This is a genomic window from Ruegeria sp. CG1 (assembly GCF_056537265.1).
Genome location: NZ_JBQFRF010000001.1, coordinates 912,665 through 931,928, shown reverse-complemented (window position 1 = coordinate 931,928; position 19,264 = coordinate 912,665). Strand labels below are relative to the sequence as shown.

Here is a 19,264-nt window from a genome sequence, read left to right as displayed (position 1 = left end):
ATTTCTCCGTTCATTTCCAGTTTCTTAACCCAGCATTCCTTTGCCATGGCCAACCGCTGATTGCATGGTTTTTACCACGACAAAGGCATCGCGGAGATGACTTCGCTCAAAGTCCGACAATTCAGCGGGTGGCAGGTAATTGTCCGGTGCATCCCCGGATTTGACCAGACGCACTTGATGTTCCAATCGGGTCTCAGCGATCAGGTCATATGCGTCCAGTAAATCGCGTGCGCCAGACGCGCTGAGCACACCCGCAGCCTCGGCGGCGCTAAGACGGGCGCGGGTGTTCGCTTCGGTTAATTGTCCCTGCAGGCTGTAGATGCGTGCCAGATCCACGACAGGCACCACGCCATTATGCTTGAGGTCGAGCGTATTGCGATGCTCACCCGAACGTATGGTGGCGAATCCACGCAGCAGGCCCAGAGGAGGCGTGTGTTTCAGTGAGTTCGAAATCATATGCGCGACAAAGATCGAATTCACATTGGCTGCCGCCAGCGTATCGGCCTGCAGGTCGGTGAACAGATCGAAGGACCCTCCGATGGGCCGCAGGTCAAACATCACCGAGGCCAGCATTTGCGCCTCAGGGTTGGGTTTGGCGATCCAGCCATTGAAATACTCGCGCCAGACACGCACGGGCTGGCACCAGCGAGGGTTGGTCGCCATCATGTCACCGGGGCAATAGAAATAACCGCAGGTATCCAGCCCGTCTGAGACGAATTTGGCCAGCGCAGCGAAGTAGGCCATATCACCGACCGCCACACTGTCATCTAGCATCAGGCAATTGTCCTGATCAGAAACTCCGGTCTGTTCCTGCCGTCCTTGCGAGCCGCAAGCAAGCCACAAGTAGGGCACTGGCGGCGCACCCAGTTCAGCCTCAGCCAGTGCCAGCAACCGCCGCGTCGCAGTGTCTGCGATGTCGGTGATCAGCCGTGTAACGATCTCGTGCCGGTTGCCACCCGCGACGAGTTGGACCAGCAGTTGTGGTATCTCAGCGGTGACTTGAGCCATCTCTTGCGGGCTGTCGGCGCGGGCAATTCGTCCTACCAACTCGGCAGAATTGACCGCCTGATAGCGGGTGAGGTCGGTTTGGGTTACGATTCCGACCAGCTTACCGGCCTCGGAAATTGGAATATGACCGATGCCACGTTCCATCATCACGTGTAATACGTCCGAGCCGATATCTGTCGGGGCAAGAATGATTGGATCGGCGGTCATGATCGCCGAAACCGCGGTGTCAGCGGGCATCGCCTCGGCGACGTATTTGCCGGAAATATCGCGGAGGGTTGCGATACCCAACAATCTGTCCCCTTCGGTCACGCAAAGCGATGAGATATGGCGGTCGCGCATGATCTGCGCAGCGTTTTGAACCGGAGTATCGGGCGGGCAGGTGGCAGGGTCACGAGCCATCAGCACGTCAATTGCACTGGTAGCCAAGCTTTGCGGTCCGCTCCGCCCACCGCGTGAACGATTAAAGAACTTGGACACCACGTCGTGACCTTCGATCAGGTTTTTCACAAGGTCTGGCGGCAACACGATCAACACTGACGGCGTGTGCGCGCGCGCATGTGTGGCGGCCTTGCCGTCCTTCAGCAATCCGCGCTCACCAAAAGAATTGCGCAATCCCAGATGCGAAACGACAGCGCCGTTCTCATCGGTAATTTCTACCTGTCCTTCATAGATCACAAAGACGCCGGGCAGAGCGTTGCCCAACTGGTAAATGCTGCCATCGGCATCGACTTCGCGCACTTCGATCTGCTTGGCCAGATCGTCCAAAGCATCATGGGGCAACGAGTCATAGGGGTGTACAGACTTCAGAAACCGGGTGATTTCGTCATGGGACAGGGGCATTTACGCTCTCCGGAGTTCCGAATAAAAATCCCGCCCGGTGGTGTGCCGGGCGGGAACAGTAAGTCGAAAGATGCGATCGAAGACAAGAGCCGCCGACCGCATCACACTCAGTGATCCTGAGCTGCGCCCGCACCACGGGGAATGCGAATGCTTTCGACCATATCTTTGATCTCCTGCGGAGTCTCTTTGGTCATACCGGCAACGACGTAGGCAACGCCGAAGTTGATCATCGCACCGATGGCGCCGAACGAGGTCGACTTGATCGGACCCAGAAGCGGATCAGCATCGGTGAACGAGTTGGTGCCCGGAATGAACAGCCAGCCCTTATGCAGGAAGATGTAGACCAGGGTTACGGTCAGACCAGCCAGCATACCTGCAACCGCGCCGGTGTTGTTGATGCGGGTCGAGAAGATCCCCATCATCAGCGCCGGGAAGATCGAGGCTGCTGCCAGACCAAAGGCCAAGGCCACGGTTTGTGCCGCAAAGCCCGGAGGGTTGAGACCCAGATAGGTTGCAACGACGATGGCTACAGCCATGGCAATCCGTGCCGCCAGAAGTTCACCCTTTTCAGAGATCGACGGGTTGATTGCACCTTTGACAAGGTCATGGGACACAGCCGACGAGATCGCCAGCAGCAGGCCCGCAGCGGTTGACAGAGCAGCCGCAAGACCACCAGCAGCGACCAGACCAATCACCCAACCTGGCAAGTTGGCAATCTCAGGATTGGCCAGAACCAGGATGTCGCGGTTGAACTTGGTCAGCTCGTTACCGACCCAGCCTTTTTCTTCGGCGATTGCAGTCATCGCTTCGGATTTGTCGTTGTAGTACTGGATCTTGCCGTCGCCGTTCTTGTCTTCCCAATCCAGCAGACCGGTTTTCTGCCAAGTGGCCATCCAGTCGTAACGCGGATCATTGTCGATTTCCTCAACCGAAACAGCGCCACCTTCGATGCCACCATTGGGCCACATCATGTCGGTGATGTTCAGGCGCGCCATTGCACCAACAGCAGGAGCCGTCAGGTACAGCAGAGCGATGAAGACCAGCGCCCAGCCTGCCGACCAACGTGCGTCAGACACTTTGGGAACGGTGAAGAAGCGCATGATGACGTGCGGCAGACCCGCAGTACCGATCATCAGCGACAGGGTGAACAGCACCATGTTAAGCGTATTCGAGTGGTGGGCCGTGTAGTCGTTGAAGCCCAACTCGGTCACGATGGCGTCCAGCTTGGTCAGCAGGGGTTCACCGCTGGCGGTGTCACCAAACAGACCCAGCGCCGGAACAGGCGTGCCGGTCAGCTGCAGCGAGATAAAGATGGCCGGGATGGTATAAGCGGTGATCAGCACGCAGTACTGAGCGACCTGAGTGTAGGTCACGCCCTTCATCCCACCAAACACTGCGTAGGCAAACACAACGCCGGCGCCGATCAGCAGACCTGTAGTGTTGGACACTTCGAGGAAGCGGCCAAAGGCCACGCCAACACCGGTCATCTGACCGATCACGTAGGTCACCGACGCAACGATCAGACAGATAACCGCCACGATACGTGCGGTCTGGCTGTAGAAACGGTCGCCGATGAATTCCGACACGGTGAACTTGCCGAACTTACGCAGGTAAGGAGCAAGCAGCAGAGCCAGCAGCACGTAGCCACCGGTCCAACCCATCAGGAAGGTCGAGTTGTCATAGCCGGTAAAGGCAATCAGACCCGCCATCGAGATGAACGAGGCCGCAGACATCCAGTCCGCTGCTGTCGCCATACCGTTGGTGACCGGGTGAACGCCGCGACCGGCGGCATAGAATTCCGATGTGGAACCCGCACGGGCCCAGATCGCGATGCCGATGTAAAGCGCAAAAGACGCGCCCACAAACAGCAGGTTGATGGTAAACTGATCCATGCCGATTACTCCTCGTCCACGCCGTGTTCAGCGTCGAGCTTGTTCATGCGCCAGGCGTAGTTGAAGATCAGCACCAGAAAGACCAGAATCGATCCTTGCTGAGCGAACCAAAAGCCCAGATCTGTACCGCCAACGGCGATGCCGGACAGCAGCGGACGCAGCAGAATGCCGAATCCAAACGACACCAGCGCCCAAATCGCGAGGCTGATGTAGATGAGGCGCAGGTTGGCCTGCCAATAGCCCTTGTCGGCTTCGGCAGTCTGCGCGGAGTTTGTTGAATGATCCGCCATCGCGGGTTCCTCCTTCGCTTCCCTCATTGGCGGCCCATTGCCCAACTCCTCCAGTGCGGTGGGCCGCTTCTCGGTTGTGCCAAACGCCCCGTGACGTCAGGCATAACTTCTCTGGTCCGCCAAGGCGGGTCCATTGAAGTATTCTGATTTAGGATCAAAGCCCTAGGGCTTATCTCCTCCCCTTATTTCATGACCTCGCCGACAATCCCTTGAAGGTCTTGCGCGATGTCGTCGATCTGACCCATGGCATCGATGCCTTTCAGCACACCTTGGGCTTGATAGTAGTCAATCAATGGTGCGGTTTGCGCGTGGTAGGCAGCAAGCCGTGAGGCAACCGTCTCAGCATTGTCATCGGCGCGGCGCTTGAATTCTGTGTGTCCGCACTTGTCGCATTTGCCGTTTTCGACGGGCTGCTTGTACGTGTCGTGATAGCCCTCACCGCATCCGGCGCAGGTGTAACGACCCGAAATCCGCGTCACCATCTCGGCGTCTTCAACTTCAAGGCTGATGGCCGCGTTGATCTTCTGATCTGAAGACGCGAGCAGACCATCAAGAGCCTCGGCCTGGACTGTGGTCCGAGGGAAACCATCCAGTATGACGCCCTTGGCGCAGTCCGGTTCCGCCATGCGGTCGCGCAGGATCGCGATGACGATGCCGTCGCTGACAAGATCGCCTGCCTCCATAACCGCTTTGGCAGCATTACCAGCCTCGGTACCTGCGGCGACCGCGTCACGCAGCAGATCACCGGTGCTGAGTTGTACAAGCCCGAACTTCTCTTCAAGCATACGAGCCTGGGTACCCTTCCCGGCGCCCGGAGGGCCGAGAAGGATCAGAACAGCGGGGGATATGGTCGTGGCAGCGTCCATCACATCCTCACTTGTTTGCCCGGTTTTCGATCAGGTCTTCGACCACTGACGGATCGGCCAGGGTCGACGTATCGCCAAGCGAACCAAAGTCGTTCTCGGCAATCTTGCGCAGAATTCGGCGCATGATCTTGCCCGAGCGAGTCTTGGGCAGGCCGGGGGCCCACTGGATCACATCAGGCGAGGCAATCGGGCCGATCTCGGTCCGGACCCAGGTGCGCAGCTCTTTCAGCAGCTCATCCGACGGCTCGCGGTCATTCATCAAAGTGACATAGCAATAGATGCCTTGCCCTTTGATTTCATGGGGGTAACCAACCACAGCGGCCTCGGCGACGGCGGCATGGGCGACCAGCGCGCTTTCCACCTCGGCCGTGCCCATCCGGTGGCCGGAGACGTTGATTACATCATCGACGCGGCCAGTGATCCAGTAATCGCCATCCTCATCGCGACGGCAGCCATCGCCGGTGAAGTAGTAGCCTTTGTAGTCCGAGAAATAGGTCTTCTCGAACCGCTCATGATCGCCCCAGACGGTGCGCATCTGACCGGGCCAGCTGTCTTTGATGCACAGAACACCCTCAACGCCATTTCCCTCGATCTCAACACCGGATTGCGGGTCCAGAACCACCGGCTGGATGCCGAAGAACGGTTTCATCGCCGAGCCGGGCTTCATCGCATGCGCACCAGGCAGGGGGGTCATCAGATGACCGCCGGTTTCGGTCTGCCACCAGGTGTCAACAATCGGGCATTTGCCTTTGCCAACAACTTCATTGTACCAGTTCCAGGCTTCCGGGTTGATCGGCTCGCCGACTGTGCCCAGCGTCCGGAGATCGCTCAGGTCGCATTTCTCGACGAACTCGGTACCCTGACCCATCAGAGCGCGAATTGCCGTCGGAGCAGTGTAGAACTGATTCACCTTGTGCTTTTCGCACACCTGCCAGAAGCGTGATGCATCCGGGTAGGTCGGCACGCCTTCGAACATCAGTGTGGTCGCGCCGTTGGCCAGTGGTCCGTAGACGATATAGCTGTGACCGGTGACCCAGCCGACATCGGCGGTGCACCAGTAGACGTCGCCTTCATGGTAGTCGAATGTGATCTCATGCGTCATCGCGGCATAGACCAGATAACCGCCGGTCGTATGGACGACACCTTTGGGCTGACCGGTCGAACCGGAAGTATAGAGAATGAACAGCGGATCTTCGGCATTCATCTCGGCGGGTGCGCAATAGTCATCCGCTTCAAGCGCCATTTCGTTGTAATCATAGTCGCGGCCATCAATCCAAGTGGTCTGCCCACCGGTGCGTTTGACCACCAGACATTTCACGCTGTCTTTGCAGTGCAGCAGGGCCGCGTCTGCGTTGGACTTCAGCGGAGTCTTGCGGCCACCACGTGGTGCCTCATCGGCAGTGATGACGACCTTGGCATCACATCCGTTGACTCGGGCTGCCAACGCATCGGGTGAAAACCCAGCAAATACAATCGAATGGATTGCTCCGATCCGTGCACAAGCCAGCATCGCATAGGCGGCTTCAGGGATCATCGGCAGATAGATTACAACGCGGTCACCTTTGCGCACGCCCATCGACTCGAGAATATTGGCCATGCGGCAGGTGCGACGGTGCAGTTCGGCGTAGGTAATGTGCTGAGCTTCGTCGTTTGGATCATCCGGTTCCCAGATGATCGCTGTCTGATCGCCGCGCGTATTCAAATGACGATCAAGGCAGTTGGCCGAGACGTTTAGCGTGCCGTCCGCATACCAGTTGATACCAACCGAACCAAAATCATAGCTGACGTCTTTGACCTGAGTATAAGGCTTGATCCAGTCAACGCGCTTGCCTTGCTCATCCCAGAATGCTTCGGGGTTGTTGATCGACGCAGCGTACATATCTGCGTATTTGTCGGCGTCGACATGCGCACGGGCGACAGTTTCTGCGGATGGCGGATATGTCTTGGCATCTGCCTGGGCAGCGGTAGTCATCTTTGAGGCTCCTCCCTCTGGACTGGATTACATGGGATCGATTTTGCCAGCCGATCAGGCAATGTCGATCCGGTTCCTCCCCAAGTTGAATAATACGGGGATCAGAAAAGAAATAAATAAATTGCCATAATCCTTGGATTTCTTTGTAAAGAAATTTCATTTCCGGCACTAATATTGTAAACAACTCTGAAATTATGTGTAAAATATAATTTAAAACAGTAAGATAGCTGTAATGACATCAGCGCTCATTGGCATGTGTCTGGGGCTTTGGCCGATAGCTTCACTTTAATCTCGAAGTCTGGTGGCGATAACACCACTTCTCCTCGCAGGGGTTGGCAGCTTCTAGACTTGGCGCTAGCTTCACAATCAAGCATCCCGATAGGGGGCGCAACTAAGGGAGATACCACTATGAAAAAGATGTTGAGCGGTGCGGCTTTTGCCGCCCTGAGTGTGGCGTTTGTCACCGAAGCAGCCGCGACCGAATGGAATGCCTCGGTCTGGGGTAAGCGCCGCGCATTTACCGAGCATGTTGAGAAACTGGCTGAACTGGTGAACGAAAAAACCGGCGGCGATTTCACCATCAATGTTAGCTATGGTGGATTGTCGAAGCCCAAGGAAAACCTGGATGGTATCGAGATTGGCGCGTTCGAGATGGCGCAGTTCTGTGCGGGCTATCACCGCGATAAGAACCGCGCGATCACCGTTTTGGAACTGCCCTTCCTTGGCGTAAACACATTGGATGAAGAGGTGGCCGTCAGCCACGCAGTCTATGATCATCCAGCAGTCAAGGACGAGATGGCGCAGTGGAACGCGCGCATCATCATGACTTCACCGATGCCTCAATATAACCTTGTTGGTACCGGTGACCCTCGTGATGAGCTTGCCGAGTTCGACGGTATGCGCGTACGCGCCACTGGCGGTTTGGGGCAAGCATTTGAAGCGGTTGGTGGCGTACCTACGTCCGTGCCCGCGACCGAAGCCTATAATGCGATGGAATCTGGCGTGGTCGATACCGTGGCCTTCGCTCAGCATGCGCATTTGTCATTCGGGACGATCAACGAAGCTGACTGGTGGACGGCCAATCTGAATCCTGGAACGGTAAACTGTCCGGTGGTGGTGAATATCGACGCTTATGAAGCGCTGCCAGCCGAACATCGCGAAGCGCTGGACAGCTCGATTGATGAGGCTATCGATCACTATCTGGCCAACTACGGTGGACTGCTTGAAAAGTGGGATGGCGTGCTGGCAGAGAAAGGCGTTGAAAAGGTCGAGATTGACGATGCCGTGCTTGAGGAGTTTCGCGCCAAAGCCGCTGATCCGATACGCGCGAAGTGGATCGAAGACATGACCGCTCAGGGTCTACCTGCGCAGGATCTTTATGATCTTGTGCAATCGACACTGCAACAGCAGCGCGGCGGTAACTGATCGCCACAGCCGGGTGTCATTAGGCACCCGGCATCTCCTTCAATCAAAGGAATGCTGAGATGGCAGGACATGCCACGGTGCTTGAGGATGGCAGTCTTCTAAGCCGGTTGGATCACCGTTTGTTACGTCTAGAGCGTTTTATGGCGTTGATCAGCGGATTCGCGGTTTTCGGGCTGATGGTGCTGGCTGTTGTGTCAGTCAGCGGCCGAAACGCATTAAACGCGCCTTTGCCCGGATATGTTGACTGGATTGAACAGGCGATGCCCTTGATCGCGTTTCTGGGTATCTCGTTTGTGCAACGTGATGGCGGGCACATCCGAATGGATATCGTTATCTCGCGCCTGAAAGGGCGGGCGCTGTGGTTGTTCGAGCTGATCTCGGTTCTGTTGATACTGCTGCTGATGCTGGCGCTGGTTTGGGGTAGTTGGTCCCACTTTGACCGCTCATTTGACTTCGGCGCTCCGATGTGGAGTCGCGACAGCTCGATTGATATCGGGATTCCTATTTGGCCAGCCAAGCTGCTGGCACCCGTTGCTTTTTCGGTGCTGTGCGCCCGGCTAATCTTGCAGGTCTGGGGCTATGGACGCGCCTTCATGCTGGGGCTCGAGGCACCGGTGGCCGTACCGCTGATACAGGATGCCGCCGCACAGGCTGCAGCCGAGGCCGAACAATTCGAAGGACGTAACTGACCCATGGACACGATTGATATCGGCCTTTGGGTCACTGCCGGACTGTTGGTTCTTGTCGTCACTGGCATGCGGGTGGCATTTGCTGCAGGTCTGGCAGGGTTGGTTGGCCTTGTTTGGATATTCTGGGCAAAGTTTGGGTATGATCCCGAGCGGTTTGGTAAGGCACTGACGGTGGCCGTCAAAACGGCTGGCCAGGTGCCACATTCCAAGGTGGCGTCTCATACGCTGAGCCTGATCCCAACATTCATCCTGATCGGCTATCTAGCCTACTACGCTGGCCTGACCCGCGCCTTGTTTGAGGCGGCAAAACGCTGGGTGGCATGGGTGCCTGGCGGGTTAGCCGTTTCAACGATTTTTGCGACCGCCGGTTTCGCCGCCGTATCAGGTGCATCGGTCGCCACATCAGCCGTCTTTGCGCGCATCGCCATCCCTGAAATGCTGGCCGTCGGGTATAATAAACGTTTCGCCGCCGGTGTGGTTGCCGCTGGCGGGACCTTGGCCTCGCTAATCCCCCCATCTGCGATCCTTGTGATTTACGCCATCATTGTCGAGCAGGATGTGGGAAAACTGCTGCTCGCAGGCTTCATCCCCGGCGCGTTTTCGGCGGTGATCTATGGCTTGCTGATCGTCGGTATCGCCGTGATCTTCAAGTCCGTCGGACCACCGGTCACCGGGTTTACTTGGAAACAACGATTTGCTGCTCTTCCGGGCGCACTGCCCATTGTGGCGGTGATCCTCATCATAATCTGCTTTGTCTATAACCCCTTCGGCGACAAGGCTTGGGGCACCCCGACCGAGGGCGGGGCCATCGGGGCCTTCATCGTGTTCTGCTTTGCCCTGATCCACGGCATGCGCTGGCCTGAATTCAAATCGGCTTTGCTTGAAACCGCCAAACTGACCGCCATGATCTTCGCAATCATCTGGGGTGTTCTGATCTATGTGCGGTTTCTAGGATTTGCTGATTTGCCGGGGGCGTTTTCCGACTGGATCACTTCGCTCGAAATGTCACCTATGTTGATCCTGATCTGCATACTGCTGGCCTATGCAGTGCTGGGCATGTTCATGGATGCGATCGGTATGCTGCTTTTGACACTTCCGGTCGTGTATCCCGCCGTTATGGCCCTGAACGGAGGCGAGGCCGTCAGCGCAGCAGACAGCGCCTTTGGTATGTCCGGGCCGATGTGTGCGATCTGGTTTGGAATCTTGGTGGTCAAAATGGCCGAGTTTTGCCTGATCACACCTCCTATTGGTCTAAACTGTTTTGTTGTCGCAGGCGTGAGGCCTGATCTTAGTGTTCAGGATGTCTTCAAAGGGGTAACGCCGTTCTTCATTGCCGATGCACTTACCATCGCACTGCTGGTGGCCTTTCCAGGGATTGTTCTATACCTGCCATCGCTTGCGGGATAAGAAAAAGCCCCGGCCAAAGGCCGGGGCACAGTTTTAGAAGTGCGGGTTCTTTATCCTGCCCGCATCAACATCCCGAACAGATCCCGCGGGTCGTCAGGGTCTGCCAGCATATCCAATGGCTCATAGAAATCAGTGCCTTCTATCGCGCTTTTGATGTAACGTAGTGCCGAGAAGTCCTCGATCGCGAAGCCGACACTGTCGAACAACGTGATCTGTCGATCATCGGTGCGCCCTTTGGCCTGTCCGGTCATCACTTCCCACATCTCGGTGACAGGGTGATCATTCTCCAGAGCTTGAATTTCACCTTCGATCCGCGTTTGCTCGGGGTATTCTACAAAGATATTCGAGCGCAGAAGGATATCGCGGTGCAGTTCGGTTTTGCCGGGGCAATCACCGCCAATCGCGTTGATGTGCACACCGTGGCCGACCATGTTGTCGGTCAGGATGGTGGCGTATTTCTTGTCAGCGGTGCAGGTCGTTATGATCAGAGCGCCTTCGATTGCGTCCTCCGGCGTTTTGCAGGGCACGACCGTCAGCCCTTTGCCCTGCAGATTGGCTGCACATTTCGCCGTCGCGTTCGGATCGGTGTCGTAGAGCCTGACCGTGTCGATCCCGCACATGGCTTTGAAGGCGAGGCACTGGAACTCGGATTGCGCGCCGTTTCCAATCATCGCCATCGTCGTTGCGGATTTGGGCGCGAGATATTTGCCGACCAGAGCAGAGGTTGCCGCTGTCCGCAAAGCAGTCAACATCGTCATTTCGGTCAACAATGTCGGGTAACCGGTATAGACATCAGCCAGCAGGCCAAACGCGGTCACGGTCTGCAGGCCCTCAGACGTATTTTTGGGATGCCCGTTGACGTATTTGAACCCGTATGCCTCACCATCCGAGGTTGGCATCAGTTCGATCACCCCATGTGGTGAGTGGGCCGGGATGCGGGGCGTTTTGTCAAAGCTCTCCCAGCGTTTAAAATCGGATTCGATCTGCGCGGCAATCTGCGTGATCATCTGTTCGACCCCGATGTGGTGGACCAGACGCATCATGTTGTCGACGGATACAAATGGCACGAGGGCCTTATCAGAAGGTTGCATCAAAGACTCCTATCGGCGGGAAAGATGGATACCAGCGATCATACAACGTACGGATCCACCGGCTGTTTCAATTGTGGGAACCGAGAGCGGCAGTGGAGTTGCACTGGCTTCGATGATCGCGACTTGAGCAGGTGTAAGAGCCTGTAGCGCTCGGCTGGACAACGCCAGGACAAGACCATCATTGCCACAAAGCTCAATCGCGTTTCCTGCAAAATCTGCAATCTGCTCATGGGACAGATCGATGACAGTCCGCCCTGATTCTTCCAGCCGTGCCCGAACTGTTGCGCGGCGTTCCGGGTCGGAAATCATGTCCAAACAAATCAGCGCGTGGTGCGTCCCGATCCCCATCAGAACATTGGTGTGATAGACATCACGGCCTTCAGCGTCCTTTGCATCAAAGGCAATCGGCTCATAGTTGAAATGCGTACAGAAACGCTCCAACAACACCGGATCGGCGCGGTTGGATCGAACAGTGTAGGCAATACGGCCCACGTGATCCAGAACCATTGCGCCCGTGCCCTCAAGCGCGAGGTCGTCCTGTTCGAGGCCGGAATAGTCGATGACGTCTTGCACTCGATATTCCCGCTTCAGTAACTCAATTACATCTGAGCGTCTTTCGCGTCTGCGCGATGGTACGAACATCGGATAAACAGCGACATGACCGCCTGGATGGGTCGAAAACCAGTTGTTTGGGAACACGCTGTCGGGTGTGTCACGTTCGCCTTCGTCGTCAAACACATGAACGGTCACACCAGCAGCGCGAAGCTGTTCTACTGCTTTGTCATGCTCATCCCGCGCGGCAGCAGACGTCGCTGCAGCAGATCGATTCGCCAGTGTTTGAAATGCATTGTCGTCGCGGGTTTCAGGATTCGACGCAAATGCGTGCGGGCGCACCATCACGACAGCTGAAGGAGATTGAAGAGAAATCATCAGAAGCTCCGGGTTGGGCGATCGAAGATGCGACGACCCATAAGCGAGGCTGCAAGATCGACCATCAGTTTTGCGGTTCGGCCGCGCTCATCCAGGAACGGGTTCAGCTCGACGAGGTCCAGCGAACAAACGAGACCGCTTTCATGCAACAATTCCATGACCAGATGCGCCTCGCGCTCGGTTGCGCCACCTGGGACAGTGGTTCCAACCGCAGGCGCAATCGAGGGATCAAGGAAGTCCACATCCAGCGAGACATGCAGGATGCCGTTTGCTGCGCGTACTTTGTCAAGGAAGGCCAGTAGGGGTGTCTTGATCCCGTGCTCGTCGATGCTGCGCATATCGGCGAGCATCGCGTGATCTTTTTCCAATGCCGCACGTTCGGCGGGATCGACCGAGCGCAGACCGATCATACCGACGCGATCCGTTGGGATCGGCGATATCAGCGGTGGAAAGGCGTCAAAGCCTGACTGGCCAGTGAAATAAGCGACCGGCGTTCCATGCAAATTGCCGCTGGCCGTGCTGCTGGGCGTATGAAAATCGCTATGTGCATCCAGCCAGAGCACGAAAAGAGGGCGCCCGATACGGTCTGCATGTGCCGCCATTCCTGCCACCGTGCCCATCGACAGGGCGTGATCACCGCCCATGAAAATAGGAAGGCCTTCAAGCGCGGCCTCTTGTGCCGTGCGGCTTAGCGCCTGTGTCCAGCCCACGCATTCCGGTAAAGAGAACAGATGGGTGTCTTCCGAAATGTCGACGGCATCTGGTCGCGTGTCACCGATGTCCGACACAGAATGCCCGAGATCTGACAGCGCTTGGGCGAGACCCGCGACCCGATAGGCATCTGGACCCATCCGACAGCCTTGGCGGTGTTTGCCGGCATCCATCGGCGCTCCGGCGAGAATGATGTTCATTTTGCTCATAAGTCTATCTATCGATACGATATGAGTTGAGAAAAGAGATCAAATTGGTCAAAGTGAATTAGCTAATTCCGATTTGGTAATCACGCATGGACGAACTGGACAATCGCTTATTGAACGCACTGCACAGGGACGCTCGGGCATCGTTGTCGGAGCTGGCTGAATTGCTCGGAGTGACCCGAACAACCGTGCGCAGCCGACTAAAGCGGCTTCAGCAGTCTGGCGAAATCGTCGGCTTTACCGTTGTGACACGGCAGGGCGTATCGGAAAGCCCTGTTCGTGGATTGATGATGCTTGAGATCGCAGGCCGTGGGACCGAGCGGATCAGATCGCGTATCGCTGCGATGCGTCAAGTTCGGGCGGTGCACTCAACCAATGGAAGTTGGGATCTGATCGCAGAGATCGGAACCGATACACTGGATGAGCTTGATGAAGTCCTGTTCCAGATCCGTCGGATGGAGGGTGTCACACGATCTGAGACCAATCTGTTGCTTTCGACACGCAAGGGCCGTTCGTGACGCGTTGCCCAAGGCCCTTTGCCGGATGGAAAATTCGTGCAAAGCTTTGAATTGACACTGATCTGAGGATCGCGGGGCAGGGGCGAACGGAATGACGACACAGCCGACAACGGAAGAGACACGCGCCGTACGTCTGGCCGAGTATGTGACAGGGCTGTTGGAAAAGCCGCTGGTCAAGATTGCGGTTCCGTTGCTGATTACAGGAATCGCGCTTGCGGTTCTGCATGACCTCTCTGCGCATGTGAAATGGTCAGATATCCAAAGCGATATCGCAGCGAAACCATGGAAATTCATGTTTTTTGCGATGTGCTGGACGGCTTTCAGTTTTCTGTCGCTTTCGTTCTACGATGTGCTTGCCGTGCAGAGCGTCGCCGATGGAAAAGTGCCTCTGCCCGTTGCGGGGATGGCCGGTGCAAGCGGCTATGCGGTATCGAACTGCCTGGGATTCTCCTATATCACCGGCACCGCGATCCGATACCGTATCTATGCGTCGCTGGGGCTTGATCTTGGCCGCGTGGCCGGGGTGATCGCGACTTCTTGGGTGGCGTTCTGGATGGGACTGATCCTGCTTTTGGGCCTTTTGCTTACAATACACCCGGATGGCATTTCCAAGGTCCTGCCGATCAGTGAAACGACGGAGACTGTGATCGGTCTGAGCATGTTGGCGGGGCTTGCGGTCTTGTTTGTCTGGCTTTCAAGCGGAGGGCGGCGATTGGCCTATGGTGGGTTTGGGTTCAACCTGCCGGGCGGCAAGCTGGCAAGTCTGCTGACAATCGCGGCGGTAGGCGATCTGTTCGGCGCTTCAATGGCGCTGTATGTGCTCATGCCGGACGATCTGGGGGTTGGCTACCCGTATTTCTTCGCGGTCTATATAGGCGCAATAGCGGTGGGTATCCTTAGCCATGCACCGGGTGGAATCGGTGTGTTCGAAGCCACTCTAATCGCTGGTCTAGGGGCGTCGGGCCGGTCTGATGTGATCGCTGCGCTTCTGCTCTACCGACTGGTCTATACGTTCCTTCCGTTTGCCATCGCCAGCCTGTCGATCGCGGTCGCGTCGGTGCTGACACAGCGCCATCGCATCGGGGGCGCGGTCACTTGGGTCTATCGCGCAATTCGCCCCATTGTCCCGATGGTGGCTGCCGGCGTCGCGGCTGTGGCAGGAGTTATCCTGTTGGTTTCAGGGGCTTTGCCTTCCAGTACGCAGAACCTTGGCGTACTGCGAGAGGTTTTGCCTTTGTCATTTGTCGAGGCATCTCATCTTGCAGGCAGCGCCGTGGGTGTCCTACTGCTGCTTGTCTCACGTGGCCTATTCCGCAAGCTCTATCGGGCATGGGTTGTTGCCATGCTTTTGATGGTGGCGGGTTTCTTCGCCTCGCTCGCCAAAGGGCTTGATACGCATGAAGCCCTTTCATTGCTGTTCACGATTGGCCTTTTGGCGATGTTTCGGGGTGCGTTTTACCGGGTAAGCGGTGCTTCTATCTTTCGGCTAAATATCCCTTGGCTGGTCAGCGTCGTCGCGTTGCTGGCGGTGATTTTCTGGATTGGATTGTTCGCTTATTCCCATGTCGAATATCAAAACGCGCTGTGGTGGGACTTTGCCTGGAGTGGAGACGCCTCGCGATTCCTGCGGTCCAGCCTCGTGGTGGCCGTGATCGTTGGCATCGTGGCGGTGAACTCGCTGTTCGGCCGTGAAATCCCCGCGCCGGTTAGGACTGAAATCCCCGAAGTTGTCGAACGTCTCGTGATGGAGAGCGAAGACACCGAATCTCAGATTTCACTGACGGGTGATAAGCAATTCCTGATCTCGCCTGACGAAACCGCATTCCTTGCCTATGCAGATACTGGCAATGCGCTGATCACCAAAGGAGAGCCTGTGGGTGATGAGCAAGCGGGGCAGCAACTGATCTGGCAATTGCGAGAAATGGCCGATCGCGAAGGCAAGCTTTGTGCGTTCTACAGTGTATCGACCAAATATCTGCCGACATTCCTGGACCTCGGCCTGTCGATCCTGAAGATCGGAGAAGTGGCCCGCGTACCGCTGCAGAATTTTTCGCTGGACGGAAAATCGCGAAAACGGTTCCGGCAGGCGAAGAGCAGGGCTGAGCGTGAGGGGTACAAGTTCGAAATTATCCCCAAAGAACAGCTTGCACCGGTGTTGCCCGAACTTCGTCAGATCTCGGACGATTGGTTGGCGCAAAAGGCAGGTGAGGAAAAGGGTTTTGCCTTGGGCGGCTTTGATGGTGCCTATCTTTCCTATTTCGACCATGCGGTTCTGCGGGATGAGACGGGCAAGATCATGGCCTTTGCGAACCTGTTTCAAGGCGGAAACAAATCCGAACTGTCTCTGGATTTGATGCGTTATGAACCGGACAGCCCCAGCTTTGTCATGGATGCACTGTTTGCTGAGATGATGGTCTGGGGGTCCGAGCAGGGATTCCACTGGTTCTCATTGGGCGCAGCGCCATTTTCAGGGATCGAAAACCGGCAGTTGGCCTCGCTTTGGAATCGGATCGGTGGGTTCGTTTATGAACATGGCGAACAATTCTACCACTTCGAAGGCCTGCGCGCCTTCAAGCAGAAATTCGATCCGGAATGGAGCCCCAACTATCTAGCCAGCCCCGGCGGGTTGGCCGCGCCACGTATCCTCTACGAAGTTAACATCCTGATCTCGGGTGGCCTGCGCGGGTTGACGAAATAGGCCTTAGTTCAAGCTGGCGCGTGTTGGCGATTTCTCCAACAGATCACCCCAATCGGTGCGATAGGCCATCTCGGCCAGCACCGTCTCGGGTAAGAATTCCTTATTCTGCCGAATCTGCCAACCACCACCCAGACCTTTGTAGATCGCGACCAGATTCGAAGAGACCTCCTGCCGGGCCTCGATCAGGTTCGCCTGCGATCGTAATAGCGCGGTTTGCGTGTTCAGGATACGCGAATAGCTGGCGATGCCGTCTCGGTACTGATCGACCGCGATTTCAGCCGCCTTGCGCGAAGCTTCGACGCTGCGTTGATAAAAGGTGACCTGTTTGCGCGCCTGTGCGTAAGCAACCATCGCGCTTTCGACCTCGGAATACGCGGTAAGAACAGTATTCTGATAGTTGGCGATCAACGCTTGATAGGCGGCATCCTGCGCGCGGACATTGTTCTTGATGCGGCCATAATTCAGGACGTTCCAGACAACGCCTGCGCTAGCCAATCCTGTGGCGCTGTTGGTGCTGAACAGATCGCGCCCACCCGAGGCCTGCAACCCGATCGCGCCCGACAGAATGAACTGCGGATAGAGATCAGCTAACGCGATCCCGACCTGCGCCGATTGGGTGGCTGCCGCCAACTCGGCGGCGCGGACGTCAGGCCGTCGCCGCAGCAATTCGGCGGGCACACCAACGGCCACGTTGCTGCGCCCTGTTGGAATTCGGCCTGAATTGCCGATCAAGCCAGTCATCTGGGAAGGGGTTTTGCCCAATAGAACGGCCAGCGCGTTCTTGGCCTGTTGAATATCGCTTTCCAATTCGGGCACGAGTGCCTTGGTGTTGTTGAGCAGAGCAGTTGATTCCTGAACATCCAGCTCGGTTGTAACGCCGTTGTTGAAGCGCAGCTGAGTGAGGTCTGCCGATGCCTGCTGAATCGTGATGTTTTCCCGCGCGATGCGCAGAGCCTCTTGCAACGAACGGATGTTGATATAAAGCGCCGCTACGTCCCCGGTCAGCGTGACCAGTGCGTCGTCATAATTAGCAACCTGCAGTGCCAGGTTCGATCGCGCGGCCTGTACGCCGCGACGTTGCTGGCCCCATACGTCCAGTTCCCATTGCGCATCAAACCCAACTTGCGAAGTCGAGAATTCGGTGTCCAAGGGAATGATCCGCCGGATGTCCGAAATCGGTCCAAGATTGTCGCTGATCTGTCGGCGTTGGAGCGAACCGCCCACGGCCTGCGATTGCGGGTAGAGCTCTCCGAATGCGATACCAAGTTGCGCGCGGGCCTGAAGTACGCGGGCACCTGCGACCTGTAAGGTCAGGTTCTGCGCATAGGCTTCGGCGATCAGTTTGTTCAGCGTCGGATCATTGAACGTTTCCCACCAGCGCACAACCGGGGCGCTGCGCGAGGTCAGGCCGCTCTGGCCCGCGCTGGGGTTGTTGACCTCCATCCATTGCTTCACGACCGGAGAGTTGGGGCGCACAAAATCAGGCCCCACCGGCGTACAGGCGGTGAGGGTAGCGGCGCAAAGGGCAGTGCCTAACAACCGGCGGAGTGTCATCGTACGCATCCTCAGATATCCAGTGGCCGGATGAAGTTGGCGAAGGAATAGAGGCGAATGTTGATGCGCCTCAGAAATTCAAAGCTTTTTCCCATGCCGGTGTAAATCGCCACCGCAGCGTGGCCACCTGCAGGAAAAGTATGCCCCTCAGGCACATCGACCGAGATCTGAACAGCGATCCGACCGGGCAGTTTTGGCAGCTCAAAGCCGGGCAGGCGGCCTGAGGGCAAGTATTGGCCCTGACGTGTGGCCCACCAGACCGCCTCAACCTTGCCGGTCAGAATTTCTCCGGGATAGAGGTCCAGAGCAACTTCGACCGGTTGGCCGACCTCGACAAATTTCAGGTTCTGCTGGCGGAAGGTGGCTAGAATATAGGGGTCTTCTTCGGTGACAAAGCTGGCAATGGCACCCAGACGAATTTCCCCCACAACCATCCCCGGGCGGGCCTGTTGCGAAACGATCATGCCATTTTCGGGGGCATAGATCGTTGTGTTGTCGAGAAAATACTCGGCCTCGGCCAGCTGCGCCTCAGCCTCAATAATGCCCGTATTCACGCCGTCGATCTGCGAATCCAGCGCAAGGTTGGCCTTTTCAAGATTGGCCTGAGCTTCCTTAATCTTCGCCTGATCTTCCGCGACCTGTTCGTTCCAGCGGTCTAGTTCATCCTGGCGGGCGCCCCCGGCGGGAACGAGGTTCTCGTATCGCGCTTGTTCGGTCAGCGCATAGGCCAGCTGCGCGTTCGCGCGTTCGACTGCTTCTCCCGCCGCGATAACGTCCTGTTCAAGGATCTTTGCGTTTTGCTGCGCCGCCACCAGCTGTGCATTCGCCTTGTCCACGGCCAGCGAAAACACCGTGTCGTCGAACTTATACAGCGGATCGCCCTTAGTGACCCAGGTGTTGGGCTCGACCAAAACCTCGGACAGGATTGTGGGCTGAGTCAGACGCGGGACGATCTGGATGGTGGAGCGCACGACGTGGCTGTCGACGGAAAAGGGCTGAAAGAAGCGCAGCGCGACCAAAAAGATCAGCAGCAGATGAGCGCCGACCCAGAATGAGACGATCCCCCACATGATGTTGAATTTCAGCCATTGCACCTTGAAGAAGATGAACCAGACAAAAATAATGTAGAAAAGCGTGATGCCTAGGGCGACGAACATGAGTGCTGAA

General features: G+C 56.8%; 15 protein-coding genes. 5 read left to right on the top strand and 10 right to left on the bottom strand.

Going from position 1 to position 19,264, the window contains the following annotated elements:
- Positions 1-24: 24 nt before the first annotated feature.
- The 5 genes from ACR0AU_RS04660 to acs form a co-directional block, all read right to left on the bottom strand.
- On the bottom strand, positions 25-1,848 hold the full coding sequence (locus ACR0AU_RS04660; RefSeq protein WP_170731946.1) for a DUF294 nucleotidyltransferase-like domain-containing protein: 1,824 nt from the start codon (positions 1,846-1,848) through the stop codon (positions 25-27).
- A gap of 107 nt (positions 1,849-1,955) precedes the next feature.
- Entirely contained in the window at positions 1,956-3,740 is a 1,785-nt protein-coding gene (locus ACR0AU_RS04655; RefSeq protein WP_170393349.1) for a sodium:solute symporter family protein, read from the bottom strand.
- A 5-nt stretch (positions 3,741-3,745) separates the two neighbouring features.
- Positions 3,746-4,030, bottom strand: coding sequence for a DUF4212 domain-containing protein (locus ACR0AU_RS04650; RefSeq protein ID WP_010439512.1), 285 nt, complete (start codon positions 4,028-4,030; stop codon positions 3,746-3,748).
- Between the two features lie 182 nt (positions 4,031-4,212).
- Positions 4,213-4,896: an adenylate kinase gene (locus ACR0AU_RS04645; protein ID WP_170731947.1), complete on the bottom strand. Its 684-nt coding sequence runs from the start codon at positions 4,894-4,896 to the stop codon at positions 4,213-4,215.
- 7 nt (positions 4,897-4,903) lie between these two features.
- Complete coding sequence (acs, locus tag ACR0AU_RS04640; RefSeq protein WP_170405196.1) at positions 4,904-6,868, bottom strand: acetate--CoA ligase; 1,965 nt, start codon at positions 6,866-6,868, stop codon at positions 4,904-4,906.
- Between the two features lie 408 nt (positions 6,869-7,276).
- On the opposite strand from acs, the gene ACR0AU_RS04635 reads away from it, so the two are divergent.
- Genes ACR0AU_RS04635 through ACR0AU_RS04625 form a run of 3 tightly spaced genes read left to right on the top strand, consistent with a single transcriptional unit; the run spans position 7,277 to position 10,389 of the window.
- The gene (locus tag ACR0AU_RS04635; RefSeq protein WP_170405200.1) at positions 7,277-8,293 is read left to right on the top strand and encodes a C4-dicarboxylate TRAP transporter substrate-binding protein; all 1,017 of its coding nucleotides are present in this window, start codon (positions 7,277-7,279) and stop codon (positions 8,291-8,293) included.
- Between the two features lie 59 nt (positions 8,294-8,352).
- Complete coding sequence (locus ACR0AU_RS04630) at positions 8,353-8,982, top strand: TRAP transporter small permease subunit (protein WP_170393345.1); 630 nt, start codon at positions 8,353-8,355, stop codon at positions 8,980-8,982.
- A gap of 3 nt (positions 8,983-8,985) precedes the next feature.
- A complete protein-coding gene (locus tag ACR0AU_RS04625; protein ID WP_170393344.1) occupies positions 8,986-10,389 on the top strand; it encodes a TRAP transporter large permease in 1,404 nt (467 codons plus the stop codon).
- A 50-nt stretch (positions 10,390-10,439) separates the two neighbouring features.
- Here the strand turns inward: ACR0AU_RS04625 and ACR0AU_RS04620 are convergent, their stop codons facing one another.
- Genes ACR0AU_RS04620 through rocF form a run of 3 tightly spaced genes read right to left on the bottom strand, consistent with a single transcriptional unit; the run spans position 10,440 to position 13,330 of the window.
- The gene (locus tag ACR0AU_RS04620) at positions 10,440-11,483 is read right to left on the bottom strand and encodes an ornithine cyclodeaminase (RefSeq protein ID WP_480795338.1); all 1,044 of its coding nucleotides are present in this window, start codon (positions 11,481-11,483) and stop codon (positions 10,440-10,442) included.
- Positions 11,484-11,489: 6 nt separating this feature from the next.
- Positions 11,490-12,410 carry a citrulline utilization hydrolase CtlX gene (gene ctlX / locus ACR0AU_RS04615; protein WP_480795337.1) on the bottom strand — a complete coding sequence of 307 codons (921 nt, stop codon included), beginning with the start codon at positions 12,408-12,410 and terminating at the stop codon, positions 11,490-11,492.
- Positions 12,410-13,330 (bottom strand): arginase, encoded by a 921-nt coding sequence (gene rocF / locus ACR0AU_RS04610; protein ID WP_170510828.1) that lies wholly within the window; start codon positions 13,328-13,330, stop codon positions 12,410-12,412. The genes ctlX and rocF overlap by 1 nt, the downstream gene beginning before the upstream one ends.
- Before the next feature lie 86 nt (positions 13,331-13,416).
- Here rocF and ACR0AU_RS04605 point away from each other — a divergent pair, with 86 nt between their 5' ends.
- Together ACR0AU_RS04605 and mprF are read left to right on the top strand one after the other, a co-directional pair.
- Positions 13,417-13,845, top strand: a complete 429-nt coding sequence (locus tag ACR0AU_RS04605) for an Lrp/AsnC family transcriptional regulator (protein ID WP_170393340.1) — start codon at positions 13,417-13,419, stop codon at positions 13,843-13,845.
- Between the two features lie 91 nt (positions 13,846-13,936).
- Entirely contained in the window at positions 13,937-16,543 is a 2,607-nt protein-coding gene (mprF, locus tag ACR0AU_RS04600) for a bifunctional lysylphosphatidylglycerol flippase/synthetase MprF (RefSeq protein WP_480795336.1), read from the top strand.
- 3 nt (positions 16,544-16,546) lie between these two features.
- On the opposite strand, the gene ACR0AU_RS04595 is transcribed toward mprF, so the two are convergent.
- Positions 16,547-18,097, bottom strand: coding sequence for an efflux transporter outer membrane subunit (locus tag ACR0AU_RS04595; protein ID WP_480795335.1), 1,551 nt, complete (start codon positions 18,095-18,097; stop codon positions 16,547-16,549).
- An 11-nt stretch (positions 18,098-18,108) separates the two neighbouring features.
- Positions 18,109-19,254 (bottom strand): HlyD family secretion protein, encoded by a 1,146-nt coding sequence (locus tag ACR0AU_RS04590; protein WP_170393337.1) that lies wholly within the window; start codon positions 19,252-19,254, stop codon positions 18,109-18,111.
- Positions 19,255-19,264: the final 10 nt, after the last annotated feature.

Excerpts from the sequence above, each read along its gene's own strand:
- ACR0AU_RS04660 (WP_170731946.1), bottom strand. The coding sequence starts at position 1,848 with ATGCCCCTGTCCCATGACGAAATCACCCGGTTTCTGAAGTCTGTACAC.
- ACR0AU_RS04655 (WP_170393349.1), bottom strand. The coding sequence starts at position 3,740 with ATGGATCAGTTTACCATCAACCTGCTGTTTGTGGGCGCGTCTTTTGCG.
- ACR0AU_RS04650 (WP_010439512.1), bottom strand. The coding sequence starts at position 4,030 with ATGGCGGATCATTCAACAAACTCCGCGCAGACTGCCGAAGCCGACAAG.
- ACR0AU_RS04645 (WP_170731947.1), bottom strand. The coding sequence starts at position 4,896 with ATGGACGCTGCCACGACCATATCCCCCGCTGTTCTGATCCTTCTCGGC.
- acs (WP_170405196.1), bottom strand. The coding sequence starts at position 6,868 with ATGACTACCGCTGCCCAGGCAGATGCCAAGACATATCCGCCATCCGCA.
- ACR0AU_RS04635 (WP_170405200.1), top strand. The coding sequence starts at position 7,277 with ATGAAAAAGATGTTGAGCGGTGCGGCTTTTGCCGCCCTGAGTGTGGCG.
- ACR0AU_RS04630 (WP_170393345.1), top strand. The coding sequence starts at position 8,353 with ATGGCAGGACATGCCACGGTGCTTGAGGATGGCAGTCTTCTAAGCCGG.
- ACR0AU_RS04625 (WP_170393344.1), top strand. The coding sequence starts at position 8,986 with ATGGACACGATTGATATCGGCCTTTGGGTCACTGCCGGACTGTTGGTT.
- ctlX (WP_480795337.1), bottom strand. The coding sequence starts at position 12,410 with ATGATTTCTCTTCAATCTCCTTCAGCTGTCGTGATGGTGCGCCCGCAC.
- rocF (WP_170510828.1), bottom strand. The coding sequence starts at position 13,330 with ATGAGCAAAATGAACATCATTCTCGCCGGAGCGCCGATGGATGCCGGC.
- ACR0AU_RS04605 (WP_170393340.1), top strand. The coding sequence starts at position 13,417 with ATGGACGAACTGGACAATCGCTTATTGAACGCACTGCACAGGGACGCT.
- mprF (WP_480795336.1), top strand. The coding sequence starts at position 13,937 with ATGACGACACAGCCGACAACGGAAGAGACACGCGCCGTACGTCTGGCC.
- ACR0AU_RS04595 (WP_480795335.1), bottom strand. The coding sequence starts at position 18,097 with ATGACACTCCGCCGGTTGTTAGGCACTGCCCTTTGCGCCGCTACCCTC.
- ACR0AU_RS04590 (WP_170393337.1), bottom strand. The coding sequence starts at position 19,254 with ATGTTCGTCGCCCTAGGCATCACGCTTTTCTACATTATTTTTGTCTGG.